General features: G+C 44.4%; 18 protein-coding genes. 6 read left to right on the top strand and 12 right to left on the bottom strand.

The features are described 5' to 3' along the window. Positions 1–26 precede the first annotated feature (26 nt). Entirely contained in the window at positions 27–1,328 is a 1,302-nt protein-coding gene (tig, locus tag BLO31_RS13365; RefSeq protein WP_070967415.1) for a trigger factor, read from the bottom strand. A gap of 514 nt (positions 1,329–1,842) precedes the next feature. Between tig and BLO31_RS13360 the strand changes: the two genes are divergently transcribed. Then, entirely contained in the window at positions 1,843–3,615 is a 1,773-nt protein-coding gene (locus tag BLO31_RS13360) for a sensor histidine kinase (RefSeq protein WP_070967411.1), read from the top strand. 22 nt (positions 3,616–3,637) lie between these two features. Then, a complete protein-coding gene (locus tag BLO31_RS13355; protein WP_070967407.1) occupies positions 3,638–4,981 on the top strand; it encodes a sigma-54-dependent transcriptional regulator in 1,344 nt (447 codons plus the stop codon). 39 nt (positions 4,982–5,020) lie between these two features. On the opposite strand, the gene BLO31_RS13350 is transcribed toward BLO31_RS13355, so the two are convergent. From BLO31_RS13350 to BLO31_RS13325, 6 genes are all read right to left on the bottom strand, one after another. Then, complete coding sequence (locus BLO31_RS13350; protein ID WP_139159008.1) at positions 5,021–5,410, bottom strand: hypothetical protein; 390 nt, start codon at positions 5,408–5,410, stop codon at positions 5,021–5,023. Beyond that, the gene (locus BLO31_RS13345; protein WP_070967401.1) at positions 5,407–9,117 is read right to left on the bottom strand and encodes a hypothetical protein; all 3,711 of its coding nucleotides are present in this window, start codon (positions 9,115–9,117) and stop codon (positions 5,407–5,409) included. The genes BLO31_RS13350 and BLO31_RS13345 overlap by 4 nt, the downstream gene beginning before the upstream one ends. A 309-nt stretch (positions 9,118–9,426) precedes the next feature. Next, positions 9,427–9,660, bottom strand: a complete 234-nt coding sequence (locus tag BLO31_RS13340; RefSeq protein WP_070967398.1) for a DUF2789 family protein — start codon at positions 9,658–9,660, stop codon at positions 9,427–9,429. Positions 9,661–9,865: 205 nt separating this feature from the next. Continuing rightward, positions 9,866–11,227: a TRAP transporter large permease gene (locus tag BLO31_RS13335; RefSeq protein ID WP_070967395.1), complete on the bottom strand. Its 1,362-nt coding sequence runs from the start codon at positions 11,225–11,227 to the stop codon at positions 9,866–9,868. A gap of 3 nt (positions 11,228–11,230) precedes the next feature. Continuing rightward, positions 11,231–11,896, bottom strand: a complete 666-nt coding sequence (locus BLO31_RS13330) for a TRAP transporter small permease (protein WP_070967392.1) — start codon at positions 11,894–11,896, stop codon at positions 11,231–11,233. A gap of 66 nt (positions 11,897–11,962) precedes the next feature. Further along, positions 11,963–12,958 (bottom strand): DctP family TRAP transporter solute-binding subunit, encoded by a 996-nt coding sequence (locus tag BLO31_RS13325; protein WP_070967389.1) that lies wholly within the window; start codon positions 12,956–12,958, stop codon positions 11,963–11,965. A 751-nt stretch (positions 12,959–13,709) separates the two neighbouring features. Here BLO31_RS13325 and BLO31_RS13320 point away from each other — a divergent pair. The 3 genes from BLO31_RS13320 (at position 13,710) to BLO31_RS13315 (ending at position 17,794) form a co-directional block, all read left to right on the top strand. Beyond that, complete coding sequence (locus BLO31_RS13320) at positions 13,710–14,606, top strand: ABC transporter substrate-binding protein (protein WP_070967385.1); 897 nt, start codon at positions 13,710–13,712, stop codon at positions 14,604–14,606. A 75-nt stretch (positions 14,607–14,681) separates the two neighbouring features. After that, positions 14,682–15,197, top strand: a complete 516-nt coding sequence (locus tag BLO31_RS23525) for a cache domain-containing protein (RefSeq protein WP_139159007.1) — start codon at positions 14,682–14,684, stop codon at positions 15,195–15,197. Positions 15,198–15,214: 17 nt separating this feature from the next. Next, the gene (locus BLO31_RS13315) at positions 15,215–17,794 is read left to right on the top strand and encodes a hybrid sensor histidine kinase/response regulator (RefSeq protein ID WP_175443219.1); all 2,580 of its coding nucleotides are present in this window, start codon (positions 15,215–15,217) and stop codon (positions 17,792–17,794) included. On the opposite strand, the gene BLO31_RS13310 is transcribed toward BLO31_RS13315, so the two are convergent. The 4 genes from BLO31_RS13310 to BLO31_RS13295 form a co-directional block, all read right to left on the bottom strand. Further along, entirely contained in the window at positions 17,791–19,260 is a 1,470-nt protein-coding gene (locus BLO31_RS13310) for a protein adenylyltransferase SelO (protein WP_070967382.1), read from the bottom strand. The two genes, BLO31_RS13315 and BLO31_RS13310, sit on opposite strands and share 4 nt — an antisense overlap. A gap of 321 nt (positions 19,261–19,581) precedes the next feature. Then, positions 19,582–20,310: a glucose 1-dehydrogenase gene (locus BLO31_RS13305; protein ID WP_070967378.1), complete on the bottom strand. Its 729-nt coding sequence runs from the start codon at positions 20,308–20,310 to the stop codon at positions 19,582–19,584. Further along, on the bottom strand, positions 20,307–20,864 hold the full coding sequence (locus BLO31_RS13300; RefSeq protein WP_070967375.1) for a GNAT family N-acetyltransferase: 558 nt from the start codon (positions 20,862–20,864) through the stop codon (positions 20,307–20,309). Before BLO31_RS13300 ends, BLO31_RS13305 begins: the two co-directional genes overlap by 4 nt. Positions 20,865–21,100: 236 nt before the next feature. Then, complete coding sequence (locus BLO31_RS13295) at positions 21,101–21,739, bottom strand: hypothetical protein (protein ID WP_084659812.1); 639 nt, start codon at positions 21,737–21,739, stop codon at positions 21,101–21,103. A 135-nt stretch (positions 21,740–21,874) separates the two neighbouring features. On the opposite strand from BLO31_RS13295, the gene BLO31_RS13290 reads away from it, so the two are divergent. Continuing rightward, positions 21,875–23,050: a quinone-dependent dihydroorotate dehydrogenase gene (locus BLO31_RS13290; RefSeq protein WP_070967372.1), complete on the top strand. Its 1,176-nt coding sequence runs from the start codon at positions 21,875–21,877 to the stop codon at positions 23,048–23,050. A 114-nt stretch (positions 23,051–23,164) separates the two neighbouring features. Here the strand turns inward: BLO31_RS13290 and BLO31_RS13285 are convergent, their stop codons facing one another. Further along, positions 23,165–24,136 carry a hypothetical protein gene (locus tag BLO31_RS13285; protein WP_070967369.1) on the bottom strand — a complete coding sequence of 324 codons (972 nt, stop codon included), beginning with the start codon at positions 24,134–24,136 and terminating at the stop codon, positions 23,165–23,167. Positions 24,137–24,210 lie beyond the last annotated feature (74 nt).

The following is a 24,210-nucleotide window of genomic DNA, read 5'->3' as shown; positions in this document are numbered from 1 at the left end:
CGTCAACCTTCTACGCAATATATTGCTTATTGACCAGGTTGGTTCATTAGCTCGTTGAAAGCAACTTCTTTTTCAGTTACTTGAGCTTTAGCAATGATCGCGTCGATCGCTTGTTCTTCTAGAGCTACGTTGCGCATGTTGTTCATCATTTGCTCGTTCTGCTCGTAGTAAGAAACTACTTCGCTTGGGTCTTCGTATGCAGTCGCCATCTCTTGGATAAGCGCATTCACTTTTTCGTCGTCAGCTTTTAGCTCTTCAGACTTGATTACTTCACCTAGAAGAAGACCAACCACTACGCGACGCTTAGCTTGCTCTTCAAACAGTTCACGCGGTAGCTGCTCTGCTGCTTCTGGGTTACCACCGAAACGCTGAGCTGCCTGCTGACGCAGTACACCAATTTCTTGGTCGATTAGTGCTGCTGGTACATCGATGTCGTTTTCGTTTACTAGACCGTCAAGCGCCTGCTCTTTGATGCGGTTCTTAACAGCTTGCTTAAGCTCGCGTTCCATGTTCTTGCGAACTTCAGCTTTAAGTGCGTCAACGCCACCTTCAGCTACACCAAATTTAGCAACAAACTCGTCGTTTAGCTCAGGAAGTTCACGCGCTTCAACTTTGTTTACTTTAATTGCAAACTTAGCTTCTTTACCTTTTAGGTTTTCAGCGTGGTAGTCTTCTGGGAAAGTAACGTCGATTTCAAATTCCATGCCAGCAGTCTTACCTGCAACACCGTCTTCAAAACCTGGGATCATGCGACCAGCGCCCATTTCTAGAGGGAAGTTGTCAGCTTTTCCGCCTTCAAACTCTTCGCCATCGATAGAACCAACGAAATCGATCGTTGCACGCTTGCCTTCTTCTGCCGCTTCTTCAACTTCAACCCAAGTTGCTTGTTGCTTACGTAGAGTATCGATCATCTCTTCAACGTCTGCATCTTTAACTTCAGCTTGAGGCTTTTCAACAGTGATATTTTCTAGGCCTTTAAGCTCAACTTCTGGGTATACTTCGAAGCTTGCGTTAAATACTAGGTCTTCACCTTCTTTGGTTTCAACTGGTTCAAACGTTGGTGCGCCTGCTGGGTTGATTTTTTCTTTTACAATCGCTTCGATAAAGTGACGCTGCATCACTTCACCAAGAACGTCTTGACGTACTGCCTTACCGTACATCTTAGCAACCATTTTCAAAGGTACTTTACCTTTGCGGAAACCATCGAAACGACGGTTTTTAGCGATGTTGCGTAGTTCAGCTGTAACTGCATCTTCGATGTTTGCAGCTGGAACAGTAATGTTCAGACGGCGCTGTAGGCCCTCTAGCGTTTCAACAGTAACTTGCATTATTTCATAACCTCAAAAATGGCTCAGCTTGGGCTGAGCATATGAGTCGCTGGTATAAACTCAACGACTTCATCCTTGTTTGTACTCATTTGAGTACTTACATTAAGCGAGAATCGACCCCATCACTTGGAGCCGCACTAATCAGCGATATCTTCACTATTTAACAGTAAAGGTATCTCCCATTAGTCTCAGGATTAAAAATTTAGACGCAGCATTCTAACGACCTGTTTCACCTCTGTCGAGACGTTACCGGAGATAGTGCCGCCAAACTCCTAATTTCTCATTCAACTGGCTCAAAAAACACCAGCTTTAAGCACCTATGGACAAAGAAATGGGGACATTACCCCGTTTTTCAAGAGAAACGAGGCTTTTTTTTAAGTTTCGCGGAAAAAAGAGATCTTTGTCCTGTTTTGATCCGCATTATTGTCATCTTTTTAAACAGATGAGCAACAAAAACCGATAGGCTGTATATCTATAACGGATAGCAGTCGAGGCAAGGAGGGCACACTGGATTATGCGCAAAGCCAATCTCTATCTTTTTGTCTTGTATCTTTTATGTCTCGGCGTTGGAACAAAATTGGTTTGGGGACAGCTCTACCAAGACTTGCTTTTGCAACATCAAGCGCAACTGGACCGCTTTTCCAGCCACATCGCTACAAAACTAGACAAATACGCCCATTTGCCTAGATTAATATCGAAAGATCCCGAAATCAGCGATGCGCTGTTAGATCCGAGCAACCCCGCACAAATTGAAGTAACCAATCGATATTTGGAAGAAGTCAACCTCGTTATCCAAGCTGCTGATACCTATTTGCTCAATATCGACGGTCAGACTATTGCTTCAAGTAACTGGAATATAGAACGATCATTTGTGGGTAAAAACTTTGCTTGGCGACCGTACTTTAGCAACGCGATGGAGAACCGCAGTAGCCAATATTTCGCGCTGGGCTCAACTTCAGGACAACGCGGTTACTATTACTCCTACCCAGTGATACTCGCTGCCGAAATTATCGGGGTACTGGTCATTAAAATGGACTTATCCGCCATTGAAGAGAACTGGGTAAGTAAGCAAAACACCTTTGTCGCGACAGATACTCACAACGTGGTGTTTATGTCGAGTAATCCGCAGTGGTTGTTTAAGAGTTTGGTTTCACTTCCCGAGTCTGTTCGCACCAAAATTAGAAATAGTCGCCAGTATTTAGATGCGGAGATACGCTCATTGGGTTTGATTGGGGATCTCGACCAACCCGTAGCGGAGCTAGTCAACCCCTATCAGGGTGGGTGGCATGGTGACTTTGTAGTTTCATCTCGAAAGCTCAATGAATTCGATCTCGATATTAGAGTATTGAGCCCTAAAGTGCGTTTGCTTTGGTCTGCGCTTGGGTTTGGTATGATCCTTACACTCGTGTTTGCCATTGTGTTTTTGCTGCAATTGCTCTCCCAGCAAAGAAAGCTCAAAAACCGCATGTTGCAGCAGATGCAAACGGAAGCTAAACAAAAGCTAGAGTTTCAAGTGATGGAACGCACCGCTGAACTTCAGGCGGAGATCCATGAACGTTCAAGAGCTGAAACCGCTCTGAGACAAACTCAAAATGAACTGGTTCAAGCGGCAAAGCTCGCCGTATTGGGTCAAATGTCAGCCAGTATCAGCCACGAACTGAACAACCCTCTCGCTGCCATCCGCAGCTTCGCAGACAATGGTCAACGCTTCTTGGCAAAAGAAAAATATGACCGTGTGGATGACAACTTAGGCAGAATATCGAAACTGACCGACAGGATGGCTAAGATCAGCGAGCAGTTAAAATCTTTTGCTCGCAAAACAGACAGTAGCGAAAGAGCCCTTCTTAACATCAAACCTGTAATCCAATCGGCCTTAGAATTGATCGCTGCGCCAATCAAATCCAAGCAAGTCCAACTCGTCACGGATTTGACCGCAGCCGATACCCGCTCTGATATCAATGCTATTCAGCTAGAGCAGGTGATCATTAACCTTATGACCAACGCTATTCAGGCTTTGGAAGACACTTCAAAAAGAGAGATACACCTCTCTTGCCGAATAGACACTGGAAAACTGATGATCGATATCGATGACAACGGTCCTGGGATAAGCAGTGATGTAAAGCCACACCTGTTTGAACCCTTTTACACCACCAAAAAAAATGGGCTCGGGCTCGGGCTATCGATATCGCAACAGATTTTACAAGCCATGGATGGGGATCTCACACTAGCGAGATCTCCATTAGGTGGAGCGAGATTCACTATCACTCTCTCGGTGAAATGTGAATAGATAATGAATTTGGGACTGCCATATGTACGACGTCTTTTTTATCGATGATGAAAGCGATATTCGCGAAGCTATTTCGCAAAGTTTCGAATTAGAAGAAATAAGCGCTAAGTTCTTTGCTAATGCTGAAGAAGCGCTACTAGAGATAAAACAACAACAAATGCCCAAGGCTATCATCACGGATATATGCCTACCCGGTTTATCTGGCGAAAATATGCTAACTTCGGTTTTGCATCAAGATTCCGAGGTCCCCGTTATTTTGATAACAGGTCATGGCGACATTTCTATGGCCGTCAACGCCCTGAGAAATGGCGCTTATGACTTTATAGAAAAACCTTTTTCTATCGATAGGCTGCTAGACACGACTCGACGAGCCATCGATAAACGCAACCTCACTCTTGAAAATTATGAACTAAAACGCAGCCTAAAAGCCAGTAAAACTCTCGGACCTAGAATCATTGGTGATCACTGTGCCATTCAACAACTGCGTGACACCATAACAAGTATTGCAGATACCGATGCTGACATATTGCTATTTGGCGAAACAGGCACGGGTAAAGAGCTGTTCGCCCGTTCTATCCACGAGCAAAGCTCTCGCAGGGAGCACAACTTCGTCGCTATCAACTGCGGTGCTGTGCCGGAAAACTTGATTGAAAGCGAACTATACGGCCATGAAAAAGGGGCATTTACCAGCGCAGATAAACAACGTATCGGCAAACTAGAGCACGCACAAAACGGTACCCTTTTTCTCGATGAAATAGAGTCAATGCCGATGCAAGCGCAAATTCGTTTATTGCGCGTGTTGCAAGAGCGAGTATTCGAAAGAATAGGTTCTAATGAGCTTATTCCTCTCGATATTCGCGTCATCGCCGCGACCAAAGTCGATTTAAAACACGCTGCTGAAAAAGGGGAGTTTCGACAGGACCTCTACTATCGACTAAACGTCGTGACCTTAGATTTACCAGCACTTCGCGAGCGCAAAGAAGATATCCCAGCACTGTTTCATCACTTTCTGTTAGTCGCTGCCGCCCGTTATGGCAAAACCGCCGCTGCAATATCGCCCAATGAGATGCACCAACTTATGAACCACAATTGGCCGGGTAATGTTCGCGAGCTTCGCAACGCTGCCGAAAGGTTTGTGTTACTAGGCAAGCTAGATTTAATAACCGAACAAGATCGACAGACTGACATTTCAACCAGTCTTTCGGAACAAGTAGCGGAATTTGAGAAGGGAGTGATCGAACAAGCCCTGATTAGCCACCAAGGAAGCATCAAAGGCACGATGGAATACTTACAGTTAGCGCGAAAGACGTTATACGACAAAATGCAAAAATACGGATTAGAAAAGGAAAATTATAAGGGGGAGTAAACGCCCCCTTAATAACATGTCACACACCAGTAGCAAGGGTTATTGCGCTGGTATGTGGACAGAACAATGGCCACTATTTGGTGTGTGCCGCGAATCCGGTTTTACAAAGGCTAGGCAAGCGTCATCAATATCATCGCTTGGGTTTGTCCCGACAAATTGTCCATACCCTTCAGCTCCAGAAATTCTCAACCCAAATTCGCCGTCACCTTTGTAATAATAAAATGCTCTTGTTCGACTTACTGAGCCCGGATTAATACTCGCTTTAATTACATTGCTGATTTCGTCCAAAGCCACCTTAGTCGATGCTAACCCAGAATCAAGAGATGACCCAGTAAACATTGATAAGTCATAATAACCTTGGCTATTTTCCGTCACATAAAATGTATTAAATGGCTCGTCGTCGTGAGGGATAGCTGGTACACCCATCATCCCCCCTCGCCGAGAGAATCCGTCACTTTGTATATATCTCGAAAACCCACTGAACTGTTTAAATAGTCGCGTACTGCGGAGTCATTGTCAGACAAATTTCTAGGGTCATTAGAGTCCGGAACGTAAAACTGAGTCGCACTGCCATCGTAGCTGGTGGACTCATACGGCACCGTTCTATTGGTATACCAATACCAAGAATCGACACCGTTATCCCCTTCAAAAAACACGGTTTCGATAAAGGGAAATACATGTTTCATCACGCCTTTTTTGCCGACCAAATGCTCTAGGCCATCGACCGCTGAATAACCATTTACACCGTCCGAGTTAAAAAACATGAAAGAACCATCTTTCATCACCAAACGTTTATCATATTGGTCCTCTGTAAGTTGAGAGACATTTAACCCTTGGTAACGCAAACAAGTGTTCCAATCGATATCCGCTGAGCTATAAGAAGTCTGATAGCGATTATTCCATTGCGCAATATATGGTTCAGCATCGAGTTCATTGGTGACCACATAAAAGTCAGGCTGTTCAACAAACCACTTTGATGAGCAAAACTCTGTGAGATCAATATCTGCAATTGGTGGGTTTTGGCCAGTTTTCACTAAATAGTAAATTTGGTCATCGGGTGTCACAACTCGAATACCATCGTACTGGCGGTCTTCTCTAACTGGCTGCCAAGGTGAATAGGCTTTGTAGTCGATCCGGTAATCCCAGTTTTGCCCATCAGCACGAGTAACATATTCACCATCAGATTGGGTCAACACCGTGTTGCCACTAGCCGTTCGTTTGTACAATTGAACGCCGTCTACACCATCTTCATCGCTGTCGCCATAAACATACAAATGACTACCTGCGTCATAGAGCCTAAAATCAGCCCCCTGAAGATCGACGTAAGGGTTAACTGGTGCCTTTTGCGCCGAGATAACATCCTCTAAAAATGTGCAGACTCCTTTTTGGCACAGCAGCGATCCCTCTTCTGCGATTGCCGTAAAACTTCCCGACACTACCGTGTCCGACTCTACCCCTTTTTCTTCGCGAGACATGGTTAATGCAAACGCATGTTCAGCCTTCGAGCCAGAAGTGCCCGAGATATCAGGAAAGGCCCTTATCCAATTTAAATCCTGATAATGATGATTAACATACTCGCAAGTATCGTATGCTTGTGCAGGCATCGCGGCTGATCCCCTCGCACCTGAGCCACGAATACAGACTAAACGCTTTTTCTCCCCTGGATAGGCAAGCAGCACAAAATAGAGGCTAGTATTATACGTGTCGTGGTCTTTTACATCGAGTAGCATCTCTGTTTCAACATTTTTGATATACCAGTTACCTGCAGAATCCTGCGCTCTATCTTTTTCTGGTAATGTTGACGCGATATTGACCTGCGCATTGTATCCATTGAGATAGGTTCGTCCATCCTCAAGAGTCATAATTGATACCCTTTCGTAGGCTCGTCCAAAGATGATTTTCTCCAGTCTTCCTTCGATTAACTCTTGCTTATTGAAAGTCATTCCTCGGCTATCAAGTTCAATGGGACGATGCAAAAGTGTGACATTTTTTCCCGCTGGAGAAATCGCCGTGACTTCTCTAATGTGGCTAGTGATTGGGTAGTTAGTCAACATGGTTCTCAAGAGTGTCTCGCCACCGTCATTGAGTATTTTTTTCAACACGCTATCGTAGTGATGTACATCTGCGACTATCGATGGAACCACTCGTTTTGAAATGCCCCATCCATCAAAGTCGATGCCGTACTCTCTTTCAAAATTTGATGCCATTGAACTCACTACGGCATCAGATGCCACACTTGAAAACGGCGTATTAATGGTAGTAGAAACACCGTTGGCAACCGAAAGGTGAGTAACAATAGGAGCGATCACCACTTCGCCATCATCAGGTTTAACGGTATTGAGTTGCTCTTCTATCTTGTTATTGTTTTCATCCAAGTAAACGACTTTTGATTGAGCCACTGCGCCCGCCACTACTTCCCCATTGATCTCAAGCTTACTGTCAGCCTGATAATCACTCTCAGCGACGACGGCCTCGCCTTGAGGATTTTGACCTCTTACCACCGTTTGTTGCTGTATAACTTCACCATTCGCATCTGTTTTTACAACGGTGATCTCCTCAACGTCACCCGATAATTTCCCACCAATAGAAGAGCTGGATTGTTCGTTTGGTAAATCGAATTTGATCGTCTTATTCGCTGTAACGACGCTACCATCAGCCATGGCGTTAAATTGCACAGCCGTTGAAGACACGCTGCCATCGGGCAATGTTATAGTAGTCTCTTTCACGCTACCGCTAAGACTATCTAGAAGCGTTAGTCTGTCTGGCACGTCAGAGGCAGGCGCAAAATCATAGGCATCAGACCGATAACTTGTTTCAGTAATCGCACTGGTTTTAACGACCCCATTTTCTTCAAACGATATAGTCGAGGTTTTCGCAGTGGAAAGCGTAATGCCATCTTGATTTTTGGTGACCACTTCATATTGAGTAACTTGCGCAGACCCTTCGTCCACTTCGATACTTTCCGGCAACAAAGCAATCGCGCTTTCTTCATCTTGCTCCAAAGTCGGTACAAAGCTGACTTCCGAAACCTGATGGTTTGTGGGATTGTAAACAACGGCTCCCGTGACTATTCCAGTATCATCAGTTACAAACTCTATCGCACCTTGTGCTTCACTATTAGTGCCAGAGTTACTAGCGTCGATGTAATGCGTAAACTGTGAAGCGCTAGCGGGAATACCTTGAAAGGTAATTGGAACTCTAACTTCGAGTACATCAGAATTGTTGGTATTTAGAGGCGTAGGATCGTAACTGACAATAACTTCATTGTCCTGCGGTTGACCGTTGTTTTCAATCTTGGCACCTAAAACCAACACCCCATCACTTGAAGTAGAGTTGGATATATTCACCTCAATGTGTTGGGCATCGGTTGCATTGGAATCCGCAATACTGGCACTCACACTGTCTATATTTACGTCAGTAAAACGGTTACCAAATTCATCGAGAACCCCAATCAAAGCTATTTTTGTAACACCAGTTAGTCCTTGATAAACGGGGGAAACAGCACCGATAATCGAAAGTTCTGAAATGGTGTTATCTCGAAGGTTATTATCAATCTCAAAAGACTGGTTAAAGAGTTCGACAAAATCGACATATGCATGAAGAACAACTTGTCCCGGTGTGACAGAGAAAACGGAAACATCAAAACGGCCATTAGAATCAGTTTTCACCGATATCGTTTGCTTGGATTTATCGTAGTGATAGTTTTTAAAATCAACGTTGTCTCTATTACTAAACGCACTTTTTTCATCAAATTCAGCGTTGCCTTCTAGAACCAAGGTAACGATCTGATTTGCAATTGGTAGTCCATCTGATGAATAAAGGGTATAGGCCAGATTATTGCCGTCTTTTGAAGGCGCAAAAGGTTCTGATACTTGAGTATCAAGTGACAGAGTGAACGCACTATTATCAACATCACTAGGCTCACTATCTGGCTCACCATTGCTTTGTGTCGTATCTGAGGTGTCACTGCTCTCCTTACCTGAAACAACAACATTGACGTCAGACGCTTGTCCTTCATCTGATTCGCTGCCACAGGCCACAAGTAGAAAGCAGATCCCCCCAATCAATAGCCCTTGACACATTAACACTATCTTTTGCTTAAAGTCGTTAATTGTTAAACAGAGCATTTCGTTCATTTTAGCCTCCCTAATTGCCTATTGAACGTATGCTAAGAATTGAAGGGAGATCGAACATTATCTAAGGCATTGTTGGTTTTATGTTTAATTAACTGCCTATTATTTTTTGTAATTTATTTAATGGCTCCCAAGTTGCGGGGCTATGGGACGACATTGAGTAAAAATCAAACATAATTGAGGTGAAATTAGAAAAGTATTTTTAGACAAAAAGACAAAACAAGAGCCATTTGAATGATGATTTAAAGTTTTTGCCTTCATGCAAAAATGTCAGCCTTCTAGGCTGACATTTACCGATAGCAGAAAAAGCGCTCAATATCGCAACATAGCGTCTAACTGATCCACCAGTTCCGCCCAGTCTGCATCTTCATCAATCGCTTGTTTGAGAAATTGTGACTGGGAGTCTGTCCAGAAAAACGCCTCGTGGATAGGCGTTCCCACAACTAAACCACTGTGTTTAGCAATAAAATCTTTGATCTCCCAATCGGTACTCCCCAATCCAAGCTGGTTAAACAGATCTTTAATTGAATGCTGATGCATTTCCATTTTTAATGCCTCCGGATAGTTGCATCGTCGACAATAAATATAGCCGACAATCGCCGTATTTGCCTTTGCAAAAAGAACGAGAAAATGCAAGTTTCTTTGCCGTTTTAATTGGGTATAAAACAGAGCGCGTTGCAGGTTTTAAAGTTGTAGGCACTAAGCAAAAAAAGCCCAGCTGGTGGGCTGGGCAAGATGTCATGGATGGCCTTTATTTAGTAATTATTTCTGGCCCCATTAGTGTGGTTGGTAACCAAGTGGATACCCAAGGTACGTAAGTCACTATGATTAGGAAAAGGAACATGACTGCCAGCCATGGTAGAGCAGCTTTAACCACGCTCATCATAGACATTTTCGCGACCCCTGCGGTGACAAAGAGGTTAAGCCCAACTGGAGGCGTAATCATCCCAATCTCCATATTTACCACCATCATGATGCCAAGGTGAATAGGATCGATACCCAGTGCTATTGCGATAGGGAACACCAAAGGCGCGACGATAATCAGCAAACCAGAAGGCTCCATAAACTGACCACCGATTAACAGCAACACGTTCACAACAATCAAGAATGTAATCGGCCCCAACCCAGCTGACAGCATGGATTCGGTAATCATTTGCGGAATGCGTTCTTCTGTTAGCACGTGTTTTAATATCAACGCATTAGCAATGATAAACAGAAGCATAATGGTCAGTTTACCGGCCTCATAGAGGGTATGCTTAGTGTCTTTGTGTACAAAAGTTTGCATCACTTTGACCAGTGCTGGCTTGGTATTCTCTTTGTCGGCAAACGGTCCCATATCTTTGTAGATAAAGTTGGCGATCAAAAATGAATAAACTGCTGCCACGGCCGCTGCTTCGGTAGGAGTAAACACACCACCATAGATACCACCTAATATGATAACGATCAGCAACAAGCCCCAACTTGCATCTTTGGCGGAATCAAACATCTCTTTCCATCCGACAAAGGGTTGCTTGGGTAAGTTTTTAAAGCGAGCAGCGATATAGATAGCAATCATTAACATGACGCCGACTAGCAAACCGGGTATCACCCCACCTAGAAACATTCGGCCTACTGAAACATCTGTCGCAGCGGCGTATACCACCATTACTATAGACGGTGGAATCAATATACCTAGCGTCCCCGCATTACAGATCACACCTGCGGCAAACTCTTTTGAGTACCCATTTCGAATCATACCCGCGATAACGATACTACCGATTGCAACAACGGTCGCTGGTGATGAACCGGACAAAGCAGCAAACATCATACAAGCTACGACGGAAGCCATCGCTAAACCACCTCGGAACCAGCCGACCATTGCAATGGCAAATCGAATAATTCTTTTCGCCACTCCACCTGTAGACATAAAGCTAGAAGCGAGAATAAAGAACGGAATAGCAAGTAGCGTGTAGTGACCAGCAAAGGCGTTAAACAGGGTCTGAGCGACTGAGGCCAAAGACGCATCAGAGTGCATCATCAAAAACAGTATGCTCGATAAACCCAATGAGATGGCAATCGGCACGCCAATCAACATAAAGCCGATAACCATTACAAACAACAATAAAATATCCATCGATTATGGCTCCCTGCGGTTATCTGACTTTGGTGACATCGCATCTCCGGCTTCACTCATTTCCGCTTTCAATGCTTCCAGATCTTCTTCCGCCTCGTGGCCAGCAATTAAGCGATCTAACTTTCCAGTCGCTATCTGATAAGTCGCTTGCAGAAAACGCAATGTCAGTAATGCCATTCCAATAGGCAGTGCCATATAAGGAATAAACCGTGGCATCTTCTCGTACCGTTCGCCTTCATTGAGCCAATCGGCTAAGAATTGAAGCATTTCTGGCATGGGAATGTCATCGGTCTCATACCAAGCTCTTTCTGTTGCAAATGGATACCAGTAGTTCCATGACCCGATAAGAAGTAACAATGAGAACGTGAGACAACATAATGCGGCTAAGACAGCATAGGTCTTGCGCAGTTTCTCTGGGGCTAAATTGATAACGACATCGACACCAATGTGAAAGTGCTTCTTGACTCCATAGGACGCACCAACCAGTACCATCCACGCAAACATAAATACCGTTAGCTCCAGTGCCCAAAGGATGTTGTCATTAAATACGTAGCGAAAGACAACGTTAGCAAAGGTCAGTAACGTCATTCCGCCCAAAAACAGCGCTATCAAGGTTTCCTCAATAGCATCTGTTACTTTTCCAACTTTAGAAAAAATAGACTGTTTCATACGACTACACTCTAGAAAAAAGGGAGTACCTCTTCCCGATAAGAAGTACTCCCTAAACAACAGCAATTAGTTATTTGAAGCCAGTGCCGCTTCAATCAGATCGGCACCAATGTCTTTTTCAAACTTCTTCCACACTGGTTGAAGTGCCGTTACCCACTCTTGACGCTGAGCCTCATTGAGTGTTCTCACTACACCACCTGCATCAATAATGTTTTGCTTGTTAGCCATATTAACTTTGGTCGACTCCGCATTACGCGTCGCGGAGACTTCTTGAATAATGGTGTTTAAGTCGTTGCGAACATCCTCTGGAAGACCTTTCCAAAAGTCGTTCGATGTCACCACTAGATAGTCCAAAATACCGTGGTTGGTTTCGGTGATCCCATCTTGAACTTCGAAGAATTTTTTACCGTAGATGTTTGACCAAGTATTTTCTTGCCCATCGATAACCTTAGTCTGCAAGCCGCCATAAACTTCTTTAAATGACATTTTCTGAGGGTTTGCACCTAGCTGCTCAAACTGAGCAACCAATACGTCAGATGCTTGAACTCGGAACTTCAAACCTTCTGCATCTTGGGGAGATAGCAACGGCTGATTTGCCGACATCTGTTTCATGCCGTTATGCCAAAACGCCAAACCCTGTAAACCGCGACGTTTCATCGCGTTTTTCAGTTTCTCTCCTGCTTCAGAGTTTTGGAAACGGTCGACAGCAGCAACGTCTTCAAACAAGAAAGGGAGGTCAAAAATACGGTATTTTTTGGTGAATTTTTCAAACTTAGATAGAGAAGGAGCAGCAAGTTGCACGTCGCCGTTTAACAAAGCTTCCAGCACTTTGTCATCATCGTATAGGGTTGAGTTAGGAAAAACCTGCATACAAACTTTTCCATTTAGTTCATCGTTTACACGTTGTTCCAGTAACGAAGCAGCAATACCTTTAGGGTGTTTATCTGTATTGGTTACATGGCTGAACTTAATCACGGTTTCACCGGGGTCACAGTTTGCTGCGGCGGTAAAACTGGTCGCTGCTAGTACAGATACAGATAGTAGAGTCAAAGGCTTAAACATTATTATTCTCCTTGTTGAATGAACAACCCCATCTATGGGTGTTGATATTTCTTACAACGCAACAAGCGAGCCAGTTTGCACATTTTATTAACATTCAATATATATCAATAACTTACAAACTCTCTAAAGGAGGGATTACTCAACGCCTTCCTAAAAAAAGCAACCAAACGGGTGAAAACACACACACAAAAAGACTCAAAATGGGTAGAAATCCACCCACTGTTGTATGAAGGGAGAAGCCCCTGTGATTGATTGTCGATCACCCTGTTAATTAGGTAACGGCAACAATAAAAAAGAGCCTAAGCTTGGCTCTTAAGGGTGGAACAGAAAATGTGAGGAGAGGGAAGTGGCCGAAGGAGACAAAAACCGTCCCTCTCCTCCATCGCTTGCTGGTTAACACAAATCGCGTGTATACCAAATCGTCTGATTCTCAACATCCCTAAATACCCACTGCAGATCTAGGTAGCTCAGGCGTTGTAAGGGGAATCATTACTCCTAAGTATAGTCGCTATTGATAATTTTATATCCAATGATTAGCCCTAAATGGTTAGACATTGAATATTCGATAAATTCTTCTCTCACTCTCTTCACTAAAGCCTAGCTTTAACCGCCGGCCATTGAATTATATAGCTCGACCGCACACAACCGAGTTCACATCTTTAAAAATAGCTAACCCTTTGAAATGAGTAACACTACTTAGTCCGATAATCCCGTCTACACTTGTTAGAAACGATTGCATATGGAGGCAAACATGAAAGCGGTGCGAAACTTATCCATCACTGGGTTACTGGCGTTAATATTGGCCTCAGTCTCGTGGTCAGTTATTGCTAACACCCCACCCTATTCCATCGCACTGTCTTTGTGGACTGGCTATCCCAACAATTTGCAAGGCTTTAAAGACGGCCTAAAAGAGAGTGGCTTAGAACCCAATAAAGATGTCATTTTCATCCAAGGCCCATTGACCAGTGACCGAGCTCAGCAAAAAGCGTTTGCTGAAAGCTTGGTAACCCAAAACCCCGACTTGGTTTACTCGTTAACTACAAGTGGAACCGTTATCGTCAAAGAGTCTATACCCGATACCACACCAATCGTATTTTCCATTGTCACCTATCCAGCCGATTCAGGGTTGATCGACTCTTTCGAATACTCAGGCAATAATCTAGTTGGAACGAGTAACTATATTCCATTGCAACATTACTTGTCTTTGATTGACGATTTGGTACCAGAGACCAAGCGCGCAGCTATTTTTCATCGCAAAGGCGAGCCCAACTCAAAAATCCAAGCGGCCAACCTCACTCGCTTGTTAAAACGCAAAAACATTGATGTGATAGATGTGCAAGCCAGTGATCTCGAAGAACTGCGACAGAAAGCTGAGCTACTTACCGGTGATATTGACCTGTTTATTACTACCACAGATACCCTGTTGCAAAATGGTGGCGAAGAGGTACTTATTGATATATCAACTCAGTACAAGATCCCAATTCTCAGCTCTAACAAGTCAGGAATTCAGAACGGTGCGACCTTTGGCCCAGTATCTGACTTTTACGAACTGGGCAGGCAGGCAGCGTTTCTAGCGGCGGAGATCCTTACACAAAAGACAAAGCTACTTACCTCTCGTCATCGATGCAGACCCAACCGATATTTTTAATTAATCGCTCAAGCTTTGAATACCTAGAGCTTCAGCCGTCAGATAGCAGTCTCTTAAAGTATCAATGGTATTAACATGGGTTTAGTACAAAAACTGACTTTAACAATAGTAACCCTCACTCTCTCCATCATTTTGGCGATCAGCGTTTTTGCCTACTCCATTACCAGCAAGGCACTGCACAAAAACGTCTATCAGCAAATCACTGGAACACTTGAGTTAGTCACTGGCATTATCGATGAGTACAACGAAAAAATGCTCTCTATCTCTTCGTTAAAGGCGCAGAACCGCGAAGTTAAACGCGCTTTAGACAAAGGGATTAACCGAGGAATCGCTCAATCTCTTAACGATACAATAAGGACACACTCTTTCGTCAATTACATGTTTGTTATCGACAACGAAGGTTATGTGTTTTCAACTTCGACCATCACCCATCAGGGAGAAAAATATAACGGTGAAAAATGGCTGTATTCCAAAATTGAAAACTATCCCATGTTTAATGGCCTGTTCACCAATGTTTCAAATATTAGTAAACCCAATAGCGATCCTTTTCTTTCCGATCTAAAAACCTCTCAGTGGATCACCAGCCTATAATGGTCAGAAATAGGCTTATGGGCTGGGTGTTAATTTCTACCGATTGGCAGCAAAATTACCAAGAACTTTTACAAGATACATTTAGCAAACTCGAAGGGGCCTACTACCCCATCTACCAAATTTCTCTTACCCAAGAAGAGAACATGAAAAACCAAGTCGTTGTCGATGCAAACGAGTTGCCACAATCGATTACTCAGGAAAAAAAGACACTTAGAGTAGGACAATCTGGCTATCTCCTTTCTGTCGCTTATGACAATGATAAAGCGTTTAGCACCCTTGGCATGATGTATAAAATCGTTGGGATTGGTTTGCTGTTTGCAACTCTGTTGTTGCTCGCAACCATGTGGTACTCGCTAAGAGCACAAATCATCAACCCCATCACCTCTTTGATTGGCTATATAGACAAGCTAAAAAAAGAAGGACTTCAATATCGCATTCCTTCTCAAACCGTGAAAGAGGTCGATAGCATTGCTCAGTCTGTTAACCAGCTTGCCGAAAAACTCGAACAGACCACAACCTCAATTAACGAGCTTGATAAAGAGATTTTAGAAAAAGGCACAATAGTTCAAAGCCAGCTAGAGATGCGTCAACAGTTAGAAGCGATCCTTGATACTGCGCCCTACGGCATCATTACCATCGATACTAAGGGAAAGCTGCTCTCATTTAACCAAGCAGCTCAAACTATGTTTGGCTACACCGAAGACGAAGTGCTGGGAAAATCAATAGAGCTTTTAATGGGTAAGCGCTATAGCCAACACCATCAGGCCTATATCAACCACTATATGGAAACCAAAGAGTCGAGAATCATTGGGGTTAGAGATCAAAAAGGTCGACTGGGACGCGAGTTTGAAGCGCTGCGTAAAAGCGGCGAAATATTCCCGATTCAACTCTCTATTGCAGAAGTCAGTTCCTCAAAAGGGCTTATTTTCACCGGTATCATCAAAGATATCACCGACCAAAAAGCGGCTAACCAAGCATTAGTCGAAGCGAAAGAAGTCGCCGAAGCTGCAGCAAAAGCAAAAAGTGAATTTCTGGCAATTATGAGCCATGAAATACGCACGCCAATGAATGGTATTATCGGCATGCTAGAGCTGTTAATGGATAACCACCTCACTCATTCTCAGCACCATCAAGCTTACCTTGCACAAAGCAGTGCACTGTCCCTGCTAAACCTTTTGAACGATATTCTCGACTTTTCCAAAATTGAAGCCGATAAGCTGGAGTTGGACGAACACCACTTTAACTTGCGAGATATGCTCGGCACCTTTTCTGAAAGCATGGTATCTAGTTTAACCAACCCCAATGTTGAACTGGTTCTCGACACCATTGGTATACATGAATCCATGATCCTCGCCGACAGTACTAGGATACGCCAGATTTTCGCTAACTTGGTTGGCAATGCAATCAAGTTCACCGAGCGCGGCGAAATCGTTATCAAAGCAGAGATAGAGAACCACAGTTCATCGCAGTGGAAATTGGTCGGCAGTGTCAGGGACAGTGGAATTGGTATCCCAAAAGAGAGAGCAGAACACCTTTTCGATAAGTTTAGTCAGGTTGATGCTTCAACAACCCGAAAATTCGGCGGAACGGGTTTAGGACTCGCTATTGTGAAAAAGCTCTGTCAGATCATGCATGGCGACATTGAAGTCACCAGCGAACTCGGCAAAGGAAGTTGCTTTAAGTTTACTCTTTTGGTGGGTAAGTCTGAGCAATCGACAAGGGTTTTACCATCCACCGATATTAGCAAGCTTCAAGTATTGGTGGTGGATGATAACGCCATCAACCGCGAAGTACTCTCAAAGCAGTTGGAACACTGGGGAGCCGAGGTAACAGAAGCAGAAAATGCAGAGCAAGCATTAGCTGAATGCGAACGGCATAGCCAATCAGATGGCATGTCATTCGACATCGCATTTCTAGATATGCAGATGCCAGATATCAACGGCATTGAGCTAAGCCAAAGGTTACATCAAGGCTCGTCTACTCGTGATATCAAGCTGATAATGATGACGTCGTTAGATGCGATTGACGAGCAAAATACCTTTAAAAAACTGGGCTTTAGCGGTTACTTTGTAAAACCCGCTACAACTTCTGATCTATTGAGCGCCCTAAAAGTAATCGCCAGTGAAGACTTCCATGACAATGAACTGGTCACTCACAACTACCTATCCGGCCTTAGCGAGCAAACCACCAACCAAGAAGAGTTTCCACAAGGACTCAATATCCTAGTTGTCGAAGACAATCGAGTGAATCAGGTTGTGATATCCGGTTTACTCAAGCAGTTCGACTGTCAATGCGACGTCGCAGAAAACGGGAAGCTCGCCATTGAAAAACTCAAACAAAAATCTGATTACCACTTGGTATTGATGGATTGCCAAATGCCAGAGATGGATGGTTATGAAGCGACTCGCTTTATCCGACATGGTGAAGCGGGAGATAAAGCTAAAGACCTCCCGATACTTGCCATGACAGCCAACGCGATGGATAGCGATAGAGAAGCGTGTAAAGTGGCAGGCATGAACGACTTTCTGACCAAGCCAGTAAACAAAGCTCTACTGCGTAAAAAGTTAATTCAGTGGGCCAGCGACTATACCCGCTAAGAAGAACAACTGATCTCCATCCCTTTACCCCAATCAGGAGGCAAGCTGGCCAGTTTTTCGTGCTTAGGATGTTCGTCAAAAGGAGATCGCAACAGCTTAGCCAGACTATTAACCATTGAAAAATCGCCCTGCTGCGCTTTTTCAATCGCTTGTTGCGCTAGGTAATTGCGCAGTATGTACTTAGGGTTATGCTGACGCATTCTGTTGCAACGGGTACAATTTGTGACCACGTCACCCTTTTCATCGACCTCTAACTCACAACGTCTTATATAACGCTCTAGCCACTTACCCGCCATCGAGCGGTCCACGAACAAATCTAACACTGGCTGATATCCTTTTTGGTCTACCATAGCCAGTTGTCGCATAAAGTTTGTGTAATCCGTATTTTGTCTTTCAAGTAGCGAAAACAGGTCACTAAACAGTTCCGTATCCCCTTCTTGACGACTGAGCAAGCCGAGTTTATTGCGCATCTCGGAACTGAAATAGCGCCCCAGAAGGCCTTCATAAGCCGATAAAGCATTTTCCAGCCTATCCTTGCTAATCAGAGTCGATAGTGAATGAGCTAAAGCCGACAAGTTCCACAGAGCGATGCGTGGCTGTTGGTCAAAAGCGTACCGGCCTTCATAGTCGGAGTGGTTACAGATGTAACTCGGATCGTAGTCGTCTAAAAAAGCAAAAGGTCCATAGTCAAACGTTTGGCCAATTATCGACATGTTATCGGTGTTCATTACACCGTGGGTAAACCCAATCGCCTGCCACTTGGCGATCATCTTTGCTGTAGTGTCGACAACTCTTTGGAACATGCTTTCATAAGGATGGGCAGACATTCGGCATTCAGGCCAATACCAATCAATGACCTTATCGGCCAGTAACTTAAGCTCATCCCACTGTTGGGTATAGAAAAAGTGTTCAAAATGACCAAAGCGAATGTGGCTCTCGGCACAGCGGATCAAAAGCGCTCCCTGTTCCGCTTTTTCGCGATATACCGGAGTATCACTGACCATCATTCCCAGAGCACGCGTCGTCGGTATACCAAGGCCATGCATAGCTTCACTACACAAGTACTCACGGATGGTTGAACGCAAAACCGCACGCCCGTCTCCCGATCTAGAATAGGGCGTCATACCAGCGCCTTTAAGGTGTATATCCCAAACGGCTCCGTTGACATCGGTGAGTTCACATAAGAGCAATCCACGACCGTCACCTAAGTCAGGGTTGTATACCCCAAACTGGTGCCCTGCGTACTTCATCGCAATAGGAACAAAATTCTTCGGAACATCGGAGCCAGATAATATAGACATTAATTGCGGATGTGATTGGTGGCTTTCTGGTAACGACAACTGCTTGGCTAAAGCGGAATTCCACGCAACCCAACGGGTATTTTCAAGAGGAGTCGGGGCAACCTTGCTGAAAAAAGCTTCAGGCAAGGCTGCAAAGCGATTAGAGACAGAGCTGAAAGACCACATTAAGCGCGACACTTTGTTAAATTACACACTAAAAACCTAGCATAGAAATGACAAAGCTATCTACCACAAACCCAGTGTGGCTATACTCTGAAACGAATTGTGGTTTAAACCAGTGCAAAGACCCCAATAATTGAAATTAAAGCAAACAGACATGTACGGCTGATAATGCCAAATTGTGAAGGTTGGATCATTTCTTGATGCATAGGCGACTCTCCTCTTTGTTACACCTTAATTACAATATGATGAACAATCGGAGAAAAAACAAATGCATTCGCCATGAATTTTTTGTTACATCACCCATTTTTACTGAGCTAAAGGGACCTATAGCCCCCCTGTCGCATCAATAAAAGTGCCAGTAATATACGAAGCTTCATCTGACAATAACCAAGCAATTGCATTCGCCACTTCCTGACTGGTGCCCCCGCGCTTTAACGGGATTTTAGAAGACAACCTATCGACTCTTCCCGGTTCGCCACCATCTGCATGCATGTCGGTGTAAACCAAGCCTGGACGCACTGAGTTAACTCTAATGCCGCGTTCTGCGACTTCCAAAGACAACCCCTTAGTCATAGTGTCCATCGCTCCTTTTGAGGCAGCATAATCGACGTACTCAAAGGGAGAGCCTGTCCTTGCAGCACCAGAAGACACATTGACAATGGCACCTTGCCCAGAACAACGTCTTATCAGCTCGCGGCTACACAAAAAGCAACCGATAACATTGGTATTCAAGATTTTTTGGAAACGCTCAACAGAAACATCTTCCAGTTTAGACTGAGTAAACAAGATGCCAGCGTTGTTCACCAAATAGTTAACTGGCCCGAACAACTGTTCAGCTTGATCAAACAGCTCTGCCACTTGTTTTTCGTCAGCAACGTCCGCTTGAAGGGCAACGGCTTGCCCACCAGCTTGGATTATTTCAGCGACAACTTTTTCAGCGGCAGCCGTGTTGTGGTGATAGTTCACCACCACTTGATAGCCTTGTTTGGCGAGGTGAATGGCGGTAGCGGCACCGATACCACGCCCACCACCAGTGACTAAAACCGTTCTCATATATCTTGATTCTCTAACCAGTATTCTTTATCAATACGAAACAAGCAGTGTTTTTCTAATCGATGCCCATCTGGCACCTTTGGATGGTCGAAGTCCAAACCCGTATTGTGCATGCCGATCTTTTCCATCACTCGCTGAGAAGGTAGATTGAGTAGTGATGTAAACGCGTAAATCCGCGATTCACCTAGCGAGTCAAAAGCGTATTTTAACGCCGCTTTGGCCGCTTCAGGAGCATACCCTTTACCCCAATGCTCACGAGCAAGACGCCAACCAATTTCTACCATTGGAGTACAGGGGATCTGCTCTTCTTCCTGTCCGTGCAGACCAACAAAGCCAATAAACTGACCACTAGAGCGCTCTTCTACTGCCCAAAAGCCCCAACCATTTTCGTCAATCAGGTTTGATATCCTATCGACTGCGGCATCCGATTGTTTTGCGCTTAGCAAATTAGGAAAAAAGCGCATCACCTCTTGGTCGGAACCCATCTCCCGAAAAGGCTGTTTATCACCCTCAGTCCATTGTCTCAGCCTAAGCCTTTCAGTCACTATCTCCATTTTGTTCCCCCAAACTCAATTTGTCGTGACAAGTTATTCTCCTTAAAGTCGCCAAAAACCAACTTGAGAATGCGTATGCAATACCTTATTTTGGCGCCTAAAAAGCGTGCTAGATTATGCTAACAGAAACGGTTTACATTAGCGTACCCCGTTTTGAAAGGTTCGCGCCAGATTCACATCATCAGCGAAAATTAGCCAAGTGCTGGGGCTGAAATAACTGCCGTGTGAAAGGTCGATTAACTTTGTACCAATCCACCCAGTTTGCCCAGCATACGCGTTTCTCTGTCGGTAAATCGATAGGCAAAGTTGTCTGGCTGAACATGGAGAGCCTTTTGCAAGTCGCGGGGAACCGCATGATTGCACTCCTGCAGGATTAATATGAAGTCAGAAAGTGAAATGTTGTGTAATCGACGAACCTGTTTATCGAACCCACCCACATCAGATAGAGGCGTCGCGATGTCGTCACACTGGCGGTAAGGGCTTTGAAACTTGGCTTCAGAAGCCATAAAGTCGATATCTTCAAATCGAAACGTCGCGGCATCAGGAATTGCTTTTACTCGCGACTGACCCGCCAGTTGCTCCCAACTTACTGCACATACCGAAATTGAAAAAAGCGAAGGGACATTAGCGGTAGAGCGCGGTTGCGTCCAGTTGCCTTTCGCGAGTTCTCGACACAAAGGCGCCAAAGACTCTTCCGCAACCCTTTCGTAAGTCACCATGCCAGCTTGGCTTTGATAACAGAGCTTTAGAGTGTCAAGAAGGTAAAAAATGTGGCCCGATGAACGCCAAAGTGGCTGGGAACTGGCTTTATGTGCGTGACTTGGGTTTGCACGCCCCTCTGGACGACGAATCAGTTGGGTCAAGATCTCACGCATTATTCTTCCTCATATCACACTTTTCACAAAATATAGATCTAAATGAGAATGATTACCATTACTATTTTGTTAGTGATTTATTAATCGCTGCTCATTTTAATAACAACGTGAAATAAGAAAGTAAGGAGAAGCTTCATGAGTACTTTCATTGGAGTCCGTAATTTTACCTTAAAACTGCTCTATCGCGCGATAAGGCCACTCATTTTTCTAATGGACCCAGAAGATGCCCACTACAAGCTCAAAAAAGTAGGTGTAGCTCTGGGCTCTAATCCACTTAGCCGTTCCATTACATCAATGCTGTTTAACTACAACCACAAAAGTCTCAACACACAAGTAGATGGCATCGATTATCGCAACCCCGTTGGCTTATCTGCGGGGTTCGACAAAGACGGGGAGCTTACTAGTATTTACCCATCGATAGGATTTGGATTGGCAGAACTGGGGTCGTTTACCGGCGAAGTTTGCCCGGGCAACCCAGGCAAACGCCTGTTTAGAATGGTCAAGTCAAAATCCATACTCGTCTGGTACGGTTTAAACAACCAAGGAGCCGAAAAGATATCAGCTCGCTTGGCAGGAACCGATTTTGGTCCACTAAAAGTAGGAATAAATGCCGCAAAGTCTAATTTAACGCCCGAATTTGATTTACAGGACTCTATTGAAGACTACGTAAAAACCATGCGCTTGTTTAAAGATATCGGTGACTACTACACCATTAATATCAGTTGTCCAAACACCCAAGATGGCGAACCGTTTGTCGACCCAGACAACCTAAATGCCCTGCTTACAGCCGTTACTGAAAATCGCGTCGAGGGAAGGCCCGTTTACGTCAAGCTGGCCGCTGATTTAGAAATAGAAGAAATCAACACCATCGTTGATTGCTGCATGGAACATCAGATTGACGGCGTTGTCCTTACTAACCTCGCCAAACCGTCTCATAACCAAGAGTATGTCAAAGACGAGTTGCCCTACCACAAAGGCGCTATGAGTGGACTGCCTCTTCAACGCATATCAACCAACGTCATCCGCCACGTGTATCGACGCACGCGCGGCAAGCTTACCATCATTGGGGTGGGAGGCGTGTTCACGGCAAAAGACGCCTATGAAAAAATCACTTCAGGTGCAAGCCTACTTCATATGATCACCACCATGATTTTTGATGGCCCTCAGAACATTAGTGAAATAAACCGAGGCCTTGTGAAACTGTTAAAAGAAGATGGTTTCAATTCTATTGAAGAAGCGGTTGGCTCACGAAACCCACTGCCGAAATTGAAAGCGGTTGACGATGAGCCAGAAGTGAAAGACGTCGCTTAAAAAAATCCCCCGACAGGCGTCTAAGTCGGGGGAAAATGTCACTCGCTAGTTACAGTTGGGTTGTGACATAAACTGAATTTTCAAAGTTATCCGCTTTGTACTCTTCTTGTATTGTTAAATCTGACAAGGCTTGCGAACCATCGTAGTATCCAAAGAAACCAAGGCTGCCGACGTAGATTCGCCTATCAGATATACAGGTAAACTACGGTTGGGATCTCGACTGATCATATGTGCCAAAAGTTCACCATAGGCCGACGTTTGCTGACTTAAAACGATGACAATGTTCAAGTTCTCCTTTTCCGTGCCTGTGCCATTGGCAGCAACTGGAATCATTCTGCTTTCAGACAGGTGCTGTTGAAAAACTTGAGCGCCGACATTGACCAGTTCCGCTAGGCGGATTGCATTCGCCTCTGCACTGTCGTTCTCTGAGTGACTTGTCAAAGACAAATCGATGATCAATTTATCAAGGCTCTGATCAGCAATCTCTCTTAACGCATATTCACGGCCACTACTTTGGGACAAGTCGTTAATGGTTAACCAAAGGCTGCGGTTTTGTGTACCCAAAACCCAAGCATTGTTTAAATCGCTCGAGGAAAAGTCGAAACCCGTTAAAAGCGGAAGGTTACGAGGTTGGGATTCGAAATTTTGAAACGACATAGCAGCAGCACTGACTGATGAGGCTCCATTCACATTGATATTCACTATCTTTTCAGAAAAGTGATTCTTCCAAGCTATGGTGTCACCTTCAGCTCGGAACTTGAACTGGTAAGTACCAGCACTCATCATGCGGATCTGCGTATCTTTTGAATTAGGGGACAGGATCACTTGTTGACCACTACCGCTGCCTACGTACTTAACAAAATTCCAAGAATACTTAACGCCTTTATTGCCACCCCATTTGTATTCCACCTTTGGCGTTAAATTGACAACAGCGGCGCCATTGTTCATCGCGGTGGCATAGCTGCTGTTAAGCTGTGAAATTTCAGGGGCGAGTGCTTTTCGGATTTCTTCACTACTTCCTCCACACCCTACTAAAACAGCGGTTACCCCCAATAACACAACAGAGAACATTTTCTTTAAATTCATCGACCTTATCCTTGCTACTGATTACTGGAAGAATCATACAGATAAGGATAAGGGTGCTATGTAGAACATTCGTA

The organism is Vibrio sonorensis, assembly GCF_001854765.1.
In the GTDB taxonomy this organism is placed as follows: domain Bacteria; phylum Pseudomonadota; class Gammaproteobacteria; order Enterobacterales; family Vibrionaceae; genus Vibrio; species Vibrio sonorensis.
This window is presented reverse-complemented; position numbering and strand designations above follow the sequence as displayed.

Excerpts from the sequence above, each read along its gene's own strand:
- tig (WP_070967415.1), bottom strand. The coding sequence starts at position 1,328 with ATGCAAGTTACTGTTGAAACGCTAGAGGGCCTACAGCGCCGTCTGAAC.
- BLO31_RS13360 (WP_070967411.1), top strand. The coding sequence starts at position 1,843 with ATGCGCAAAGCCAATCTCTATCTTTTTGTCTTGTATCTTTTATGTCTC.
- BLO31_RS13355 (WP_070967407.1), top strand. The coding sequence starts at position 3,638 with ATGTACGACGTCTTTTTTATCGATGATGAAAGCGATATTCGCGAAGCT.
- BLO31_RS13350 (WP_139159008.1), bottom strand. The coding sequence starts at position 5,410 with ATGATGGGTGTACCAGCTATCCCTCACGACGACGAGCCATTTAATACA.
- BLO31_RS13345 (WP_070967401.1), bottom strand. The coding sequence starts at position 9,117 with ATGAACGAAATGCTCTGTTTAACAATTAACGACTTTAAGCAAAAGATA.
- BLO31_RS13340 (WP_070967398.1), bottom strand. The coding sequence starts at position 9,660 with ATGGAAATGCATCAGCATTCAATTAAAGATCTGTTTAACCAGCTTGGA.
- BLO31_RS13335 (WP_070967395.1), bottom strand. The coding sequence starts at position 11,227 with ATGGATATTTTATTGTTGTTTGTAATGGTTATCGGCTTTATGTTGATT.
- BLO31_RS13330 (WP_070967392.1), bottom strand. The coding sequence starts at position 11,896 with ATGAAACAGTCTATTTTTTCTAAAGTTGGAAAAGTAACAGATGCTATT.
- BLO31_RS13325 (WP_070967389.1), bottom strand. The coding sequence starts at position 12,958 with ATGTTTAAGCCTTTGACTCTACTATCTGTATCTGTACTAGCAGCGACC.
- BLO31_RS13320 (WP_070967385.1), top strand. The coding sequence starts at position 13,710 with ATGAAAGCGGTGCGAAACTTATCCATCACTGGGTTACTGGCGTTAATA.
- BLO31_RS23525 (WP_139159007.1), top strand. The coding sequence starts at position 14,682 with ATGGGTTTAGTACAAAAACTGACTTTAACAATAGTAACCCTCACTCTC.
- BLO31_RS13315 (WP_175443219.1), top strand. The coding sequence starts at position 15,215 with ATGGGCTGGGTGTTAATTTCTACCGATTGGCAGCAAAATTACCAAGAA.
- BLO31_RS13310 (WP_070967382.1), bottom strand. The coding sequence starts at position 19,260 with ATGTGGTCTTTCAGCTCTGTCTCTAATCGCTTTGCAGCCTTGCCTGAA.
- BLO31_RS13305 (WP_070967378.1), bottom strand. The coding sequence starts at position 20,310 with ATGAGAACGGTTTTAGTCACTGGTGGTGGGCGTGGTATCGGTGCCGCT.
- BLO31_RS13300 (WP_070967375.1), bottom strand. The coding sequence starts at position 20,864 with ATGGAGATAGTGACTGAAAGGCTTAGGCTGAGACAATGGACTGAGGGT.
- BLO31_RS13295 (WP_084659812.1), bottom strand. The coding sequence starts at position 21,739 with ATGCGTGAGATCTTGACCCAACTGATTCGTCGTCCAGAGGGGCGTGCA.
- BLO31_RS13290 (WP_070967372.1), top strand. The coding sequence starts at position 21,875 with ATGAGTACTTTCATTGGAGTCCGTAATTTTACCTTAAAACTGCTCTAT.
- BLO31_RS13285 (WP_070967369.1), bottom strand. The coding sequence starts at position 24,136 with ATGAATTTAAAGAAAATGTTCTCTGTTGTGTTATTGGGGGTAACCGCT.